The sequence below is a fragment of the Capnocytophaga sp. oral taxon 380 str. F0488 genome, from assembly GCF_000318255.2.
GTDB classification, from domain to species: domain Bacteria; phylum Bacteroidota; class Bacteroidia; order Flavobacteriales; family Flavobacteriaceae; genus Capnocytophaga; species Capnocytophaga ochracea.
The window spans coordinates 15,851-23,753 of sequence record NZ_KB291230.1; the positions used below are offsets into that span (position 1 = coordinate 15,851).

Consider the following 7,903-nt stretch of genomic DNA (forward strand, 5'->3'; position numbering starts at 1 on the left):
ACAAAAGACGAAGGAATGACGAACAAAAGACGAATCTACGATGAAGGTAAGGCGAATCTAAGATGAAGAAATGAAGGTTACTTATCAGTTTTTAGATTTGGGTATTTTGAGCTTTTGATAAGGATTTTATATCTTTGCCCTCTAAATGAATTTTTGACAAATGAACAGAACGATAAAGCTCCTGCGAATCCTGCTGTTGTGGTATTTTCTCTTTCCTATCGCTTTCACAGAAGAGTTGGTGGTGAGAATTCAAGCGCAAGAAACTTTCCTTTTCCACCATCTTACGCGCAATGAAGGTCTGTTGCACGACAACGTTACTTGCATTGCTCAGGATTCGTTGGGCTTTATTTGGTTAGGCACCCACAGAGGGCTGAACCGTTTCGATGGCTATACCCTTGATGCCTACAAGTACGAGCAAGACCCTATCAACTCGGTGTACTACAACCGTGTGTACAGTTTGCAACCTATGGGGCGTTACCTTTGGGTAGCTACCGAAGCAGGAGTAGCTTGTTTTGATATTCGGCTCAAACAGTTTGTCAATTTCAAAATCGACGACCCTCTTGATTTGGCTTTCTATACCAAAGTAAAACTCTTACAAAAAGGCACAAACAATGAACTTTGGCTTTTGAGCGAAAACCAAATTAGGCGTGCTAAAGTAGTATGGAATCAGCGCGAGAAGGCACTTACGCTAAAAACATTGCCTATTGGCTCTGCCTCACAACTCACTACTTCGCAACTCAATCCGCAAATAGCAGTGAGCGAAAAAGGAGAAGTGTGGCTTTCGGGGTTCCCTTGGTTATCGGCTTACGTTCCTGACAAGGGCAGACTAAAAGCCCTACCTGAAAAGGTGAACAACATAGGTTCGGGTATCGTAAAGATGCTCTATGCCGATGGCTACTTGTGGGTGATTTACCGAGATAGCTTAGTGAAGTATGCCTGTAAGCCCGATAACACCTATACGATAGTCGCTAAAAAGGAATTTGACCTGAACAAACATTTACTTTCTCTTACACTCAGCGGGCAATACGTGTGGGTAGTGAATGAAGAAAGTATCTTTCAGTTGGATAAAAACAGTCTTTCTCTGCTGAAAGAACACAGTCACTCGCCTTTGAATCCGTACTCGGCAAGCAATCATATCAACAGTGTGTTCTTAGACAAAGAGAGCAATTTGTGGGTATCGGCTTGGTCTAATGGTGTATCGTACAGCAGTACGCGCGATGCGTTCTTCAAGACGGTATGGATAAAACCCCAGAGCAAAGTGGGTTCGGAGTTTGTAAGCACGATGCACTACGACCCCGATGGCTATGTGTATATAGGCAATAAGTTCGGCGGAGTAATTAGGTTTCACACCCAGAGCCAGCAGTTAGACGAGCACTATTGCAATGCTCCTGAGCTTTCGCCTAACGTTACGAGTATTCAGAGCGATAAAGCACACTTGTACGTATCGGTTCGCGAACGGGTATGGGGGATAGACAAGCAAAGCCGACGCATTATCGGTTCGTTTGCAACACAGTGTAACGATTATATATTTGATATCAAGCTCGATACCTTTCACCGTTTGTGGATTACTACCTATTCAGGATTGGAGTGCTTTGAAGAGCAAAAAGGACAATGGCAAAACGTCTACACCTTTACCGAAACAACGCCTGAACCTCGTAGGTTATCTACTAACAAGCTCCACAAAATATATGTGGATAAAGCTAAGAATGAACTCGTGATAACCTCGGTAATGGGCTTAAACAGATTGCAACTCAATGCCAAAGGCGAGGTAGTGCGTGTGCTCAAATACGCTGCCGACGCTAAAACCCCGCACAGCCTGAGTAGTAATTATCTTTGGGCAATTGATAAAGACAAAGATACTTATTGGATAGGTACTATGGGTAGCGGACTCAACAAGGTGGTTCTCACTGATAACGCTAATGGCAAACTCACTTATACTGCCGAACATTACGGTATAGAAGAAGGGGCAACCTCTAACGATATTGAAAGTGTGGAAGTAGATGCTTTTGGCAATGTGTGGTGTGGAGGCTTTTACTTGAGTTTCTTTGATACAAAACTAAAACGTTTTGCGGCTTTCAGCAACAACGATGGCTTGCAAGGACACAGTTTCGGGACGGCTTCCTCTTGCAAAGATGCTGAGGGGAATCTGTACTTTGGAGGCTCACACGGCTTTAACTATTTCAAACCACAAGCGCAAATGTTTTCGTCAGCTCACCTAAGAGTACATTTTAGCAGGTTTGAAAACAACGGCAAAGTAGTCAATTCGTGTATAGAGTTTACCGATGTGCTTTCGATTGCATACCCAAACAACGATTTTTCGGTGTACTTCACCACTTTGTCATACAATGCACCTCAGCGGTTGCGCTACCGTTATAAATTAGAGGATTACGACACTGATTGGCATTATATAGCCGTGAATGACCCTGTCCCACACGCCACTTACCAAAAGCTCCCTTATGGTACTTACAAACTATTAGTAGAGGTAGGCGATTGGCAACAGTGGAGCGGAGCGCAGACCGAGCTTACAGTGGTCTCCAAGCCTCCTTTTTGGCTTACGTGGTGGGCATACACCCTCTATGCACTTGGCCTTACAGGCTTGCTGTACATAGGTTTCAGGTACTTTATGCGATGGACGCAAATGAAGCATACTATAGCTGTACAAGAGGAAAAAGAGCGACATAAAGAAGAGCTAATGCAGATGAAAATGCAGTTCTTTACAGACGTCTCACACGAGTTCCGTACACCACTTACCCTAATGAGCCACGCAGTAACTGAAATGGAAGAGGAAATGCCTTCCAATAAGTATGTGCATACCCTCAAACGCAATACGGGTAAGCTCAGTAATATGGTGAACGAACTACTTGAAATACACCGTATGGACGTGTATACACCTCAGCTAAAAGCCAATTACATTTCGGCAAACAGCTATGTGCAAGCCATTTACAACGAGTTTAAGGAGTGGGCAAGCAAAGTGGCTATAACCTTGCAATTAACACTACCTGAACAAGAAGTGAAGTTGTGGTTAGATGAGAAGTATTTTAGCAAGATACTTTCGAATATTCTTTCCAATGCTATTAGGTACTCCAATGCGGGAAGCACTATACGCTTATCGATTTCGGTAGAGAATTTGAGCGAGCTCACACCGCTCTACAAGAGCGCCTTTGAGAACACTGCGCATACCTTGCCAGGCAAACAGTTGGTGGTAAAAGTGCAAGATGAAGGCATAGGGCTGGAGAAGAATACCTTATCCGAAATCTTTGAACGCTTTCACCGTGTAGAGAGACAAGGACAAAAAAGAGTAGGTTCGGGCATCGGGCTTTCTTTGGTAAAATCATTAGTTGAAGCGCATCGCGGTGGGATTATCATTAGCAGTAAGCCCAATGTAGGTACCGAAGTCATCATCACCTTCCCTATGGACGATAGTTACTTATTGCCCGAACAGAAGTTACAGGACAGTGCTTTTCAGCTGAAAGAATACTTATCGGACTATGCGGTTGAGTATGAACACATAGGCGAAGAAGAGGACGAAATGTTAAATTTGCCCCAAGAAGATAAACCTACCTTGCTATTAGTAGACGACAATCACGAGGTACTGATGATACTCAAAAACATCTTTATCAAAGAGTACAACATCATTCTCGCCTCCGACGGCGAACAAGCGATTGAGAAGTGCAACCAGCATTTTCCTAATTTAGTCATATCGGATGTGATGATGCCTAAAATTGACGGATTTGAGCTCTGTGCTATCCTGAAAAAGAACCTGCAAACGTGCTTTATTCCTGTGATATTGCTCACGGCGAAATCGCAAATAGAGTCGCAAATAGAAGGAATTGAGTTAGGTGCTGATGCCTACCTTACGAAACCTTTTGATGTGAAACTGCTCAAAACCAATGTGCGCAACTTGCTCAACAAGAGCAAACAACACGCTCCTATTGAGAATATCCGTCAGAAGGTGATTGATAAAAAACAACAAGAACAGTTAGACAAGCTCACTCACTTGGTAGTGACCAATATGCAAAACCCACATTTCTCGGTAGATAACCTCTGCCTTGAACTCGGTATGAACCGCACTAAGTTGTACAGCTTTGCCAAACAAGCTACCGAGCTTACCTTGGCGAACTACATTCGCAAAATACGCTTAGACAAAGCCGCCGAACTGCTTAAAACTACCGATAAGCTCATCAGTGAAGTATGCTACGAAGTAGGAATCGATAGTCCGTCGTATTTCACAAGAGCTTTTAAAGAACAATTTGGGGTATCACCCTCAGAATTTATTTCAGGTAAGAGGTAAGAGATAAGAGGTAAAAAGTTAACGGCTAAGAACTAATAACTAACGACTAAAAACATACAAATGAAAAGAATATTTGCTTTTATTACTTTGTGCAGTTCGCTATGGGCGAGTGCACAACAGCCCACTGAAATCACCCTACTACCCAATGAACAATGGTGGGGTGGCTTTACGGGCGTAGGCAAAGAGATGCCTTACCAACCATCGGAGCGTATTTACAACTTGCGCACCGAGAATTTTAACAATCAATCGGTGCCCTTTCTGTACTCTAATCAAGGGCGTTATATCGCTTCGGAAGCTCCTTTTGCTTACCAATTTAAAGAAGGAAAGATACTTATCACTCCTTCACGGGCTGAGGTGAGTTGCCACACAGCAGGCTCTACCCTCAAAAGTGCCTATCAGGCAGTGAGTAAACAATATTTTCCACCTTCTGGGGTAATCCCCCCCGAAGTGTTCTTTACCAAACCACAATACAACACTTGGATAGAACTTATTTACAATCAGAACGAAAAGGACGTTTTAGCCTACGCCAAAGCTATTCTGGACAACGGAATGCCAACGGGAGTAATAATGATTGATGACAACTGGCAAAAAGACTATGGCGTATGGCAATTTCGCCCCGATAAGTTCCCTACACCTAAAGAAATGATAAACCAGCTCCACCAAATGGGCTTCAAAGTAATGGTATGGGTATGCCCATTTGTATCACCCGATAGCCAAGAGTACCGCTTTTTGCGCGACAAAGGCTATTTAGTGAAGAAAAAAGGAGCTGACACCCCTGCTATCCTCGATTGGTGGAATGGACTCAGCGCTTGCTACGACCTCAGCAATCCCGAAGCCTTTGCCTACTTTGTGAATATGCTTAAAGACCTACAAAAAGAATACGGCATCGATGGATTTAAGTTTGATGCAGGTGACCCAGAGCGTTATTTGGCGGAAGATGTTGACGTTTTCGACCAAAAATCTTACGATACTGAACAGTCTCTTCTTTGGGGTAAATTAGGCTTGGAATTCCCTTACAACGAGTTCCGCGCTTGCTGGAAATTGGGCGGACAGGCTTTGGTACAGCGTTTGGGCGACAAAAGTTACTCTTGGGACGGGGTCGCCCGTTTAGTCCCCGATATGATAGCCGCAGGACTCAACGGTTATGCATTTGCTTGCCCCGATATGATAGGCGGAGGGGAATACGGCAGTTTCTTGAATGTAGACCCTACTAAGTTCAATCAGAAACTCATCGTGCGCTCTTGCCAAATACATTCGATGATGCCTATGATGCAGTTCTCAGTAGCTCCTTGGCGCATTCTATCGAAAGAGAATTTGGCTATCTGTATCAAATACGCCAAATGGCACGAACAATTAGGCGACTATATCATAGCCGAAGCTAAAAAATCGGCACAAACAGGAGAACCTATTGTGCGCAGTATGGAGTATGCTTTTCCTCATCAGGGTTTCGCTAATTGCAAAGACCAATATATGCTGGGCGATAAGTATTTAGTAGCCCCTGTAATGACCGAAAGCGATATTCGCACGGTAAAACTCCCCAAAGGCACTTGGCAAGATGAACAAGGCAAAAAGTACAAAGGAGGCAAAGCATACACCCTAAAAGTACCTTTGGAGCGATTGCCTTATTTTGTAAAGATTAAGTAATAAATTATGCATTGTAAACTTAAAATCCTATGAAAAAATATCTTTTAACATTTTTTGTTTTACTAACCACCATAATCTCTTGCCAAAGCAAAGAAGATGACGTTAACAATGGAGGAGGTACACAGTCACCTACTACCAAAACCTCTACTACTACGTCTACTACCACCCCTATACCACCCGTTACGCCCCCAGCAGTTCCTTCTCTCAATCAGACAGTGAGATATGAAGGTACTAATGAGGTGTTTTTAAATCCTGAAAGAGGTTTTTTAACCCATCAAGACCAAGGAGAAGGCGATTGGACACTTAATGCAGATTGGGTGAGACAGAAGCGAAATCAGGAGGGGATAAGTCTTATTCTCACGATTTATTATATGAATAACTTTCGGGAGAAAGACATTCCAGAGTACTTTTTAAATCGGATTCGGAATAATATGCGAGTCATTCGCGAAGGAGGCTCTAAGGTGGTTTTACGCTTTGCTTATTCAAAAGACCAAGGTGATTATTACAATGGTAGAGGAGATACCTCGTGGTATTGGACGGAAAGACACCTTAACCAATTGGCACCAATAATTCGTGAAAATGCCGATATCATAGCTGTATGGGAAGCAGGTTTTGTGGGTGTTTGGGGCGAATGGTATTACACCAATCATTACGGCTTTGAACCCCAAGAAAACGCAGGAGCTTATGAAGCCCGCAGAAAGGTATTGGCAAAAGAATTAAGCATTTTACCTAAGGATAGAATGGTGTGTGTGCGCTACCCAATGGCAAAGATATTTACCCAAAACATCAATGTGCACACGAATCTTACAGAGGGAAATGCTTACAATGGCAGTGACTTATCACGCATAGGCTTCCATAACGATTGTTTTTTAGCTGATGCTCCTAATATGGGTACTTATCCTAATGAAAACTACCGCAAGTATATGGAGCGGGAGACGCAGTATGTGGTGATGGGCGGAGAGACTTGCACCTCGCCTAATAGTTTTACAGAATGTAGCAATGCTTTAAGAGAAATGGCTTTGTATCATTGGAGTTATATTAATATGGACTTTCACGAGGGTACTATTAATAGTTGGAAAAACAGGTGTATGGACGATATGAAAAGAAAATTAGGCTATCGTTTTGCACTTAATTACAGTAAATTTACGGGCAACCCAGTGCCTGGAGGACGTTTGCAAATAGAGCTTGAACTCAAAAATGAGGGCTTTGCTTCGCCGTATAATCGTCGTGATGTGCAGATTGTTTTAGTGAGAAAAGGCACTTCGGAAAAACAAGTATTTAAGCTCAATGACGATCCTCGACGTTGGTTTGCAGGTAAGACTGTGAAAGTGAAAGCAGATATTACTTTACCTCAACATCTTTCCAAAGGGCTTTATGACATTTATTTGAATTTACCAGACCCTTACCAAAGTCTTGCTCATCGTCCGGAATACAGCATCCGTTTGGCTAACAAAGGCATATGGGAAGCTCAAACAGGTTATAACAAACTCAATACGATTACGATACAGTAAAGATTAGGATAATAGAAACAGAAGAAAAAGGTCAGCAAGAAGAGTTTTGCTGACCTTTTTTAATAATATAACGTGAATTAGATGTAAGAAAAGTGTAGCTTACGCTACAGAAATCTTACAAATCTTTAAAAAAATCAAACAAATAGGTAGCAAGCTGCCTAAAAGTCTTGCAGGGATAGTCTTTCAATTGACAATTGATAATTGATAATTGACAAATGTGATATGCACGGATTGGCAACTTCGTTGCTGGATTTCACAGGTTATGACACAAATACTATTGTAAATCAATATTGTGCATATCGAACTGACATTAACATAATACCAGAAATACTGATGGGTGATGGAAGGTCGGAAAATTCAAAAGGAAACGGAATATTTCAGAAGAGGCTGGAGTGCAATTTTGATGAAAAAAGGTTATTAGGAGGGTGTGCTTAGCTTATAGAGAGCTTATAGGAAG

3 protein-coding genes are annotated in these 7,903 nt (G+C 42.4%); all 3 read left to right on the forward strand.

The annotated features are described in order from the left end of the window. Positions 1–160 precede the first annotated feature (160 nt). Genes HMPREF9078_RS09760 through HMPREF9078_RS09770 form a run of 3 tightly spaced genes read left to right on the forward strand, consistent with a single transcriptional unit; the run spans position 161 to position 7,446 of the window. Positions 161–4,291, forward strand: a complete 4,131-nt coding sequence (locus tag HMPREF9078_RS09760) for a response regulator (RefSeq protein ID WP_009420517.1) — start codon at positions 161–163, stop codon at positions 4,289–4,291. Positions 4,292–4,351: 60 nt separating this feature from the next. Beyond that, a complete protein-coding gene (locus tag HMPREF9078_RS09765; protein WP_009420518.1) occupies positions 4,352–5,935 on the forward strand; it encodes a glycoside hydrolase family 31 protein in 1,584 nt (527 codons plus the stop codon). A gap of 29 nt (positions 5,936–5,964) precedes the next feature. Further along, positions 5,965–7,446 carry a DUF4832 domain-containing protein gene (locus HMPREF9078_RS09770; RefSeq protein WP_009420519.1) on the forward strand — a complete coding sequence of 494 codons (1,482 nt, stop codon included), beginning with the start codon at positions 5,965–5,967 and terminating at the stop codon, positions 7,444–7,446. Positions 7,447–7,903: the final 457 nt, after the last annotated feature.